This window comes from Kitasatospora sp. NPDC059722 (assembly GCF_042733235.1).
Lineage (GTDB): Bacteria > Actinomycetota > Actinomycetes > Streptomycetales > Streptomycetaceae > Kitasatospora.
On sequence record NZ_JBHWGD010000216.1, the window covers coordinates 1 to 291 of the forward strand.

The 291-nt window shown below is 71.5% G+C and carries 1 protein-coding gene; it reads right to left on the reverse strand.

All coding sequences use genetic code 11. The annotated features are described in order from the left end of the window. Nucleotides 1-204, reverse strand: a 204-nt coding sequence (locus tag ACFV4F_RS42455) for a VOC family protein (RefSeq protein WP_380511210.1), incomplete at its 3' end; no start/stop codon positions are given. Between the last annotated feature and the right edge of the window lie 87 nt (nt 205-291).

The window sequence follows — 291 nt, forward strand, 5'->3', positions numbered from 1 at the left end:
GTGTTTTAGTGTCAAGTTGAGGGCCGCGTACGGCCGGCCGTCGAGTTCGAACTCGACGGTCATGACCGAACCGGCGGGCGCCGGGCCGCCGTCGAGGTAGTGGGTGACGTTGGTGATGCGGGAGTCGCGGAAGAGCGACGTGTAGAAGGCGGCGGCCTCTTCGGCTTGCTGGTCGAACCAGAGGAAGGTGGTGATTTTCTGCATGGACCCGACGCTAGCGGCGGGGTCCGACGGTCCGGCCGAGGCGGCGGCCGGGGCGCGCGCGCGGGGGCGCGCCCCCCCCCCCCCCCC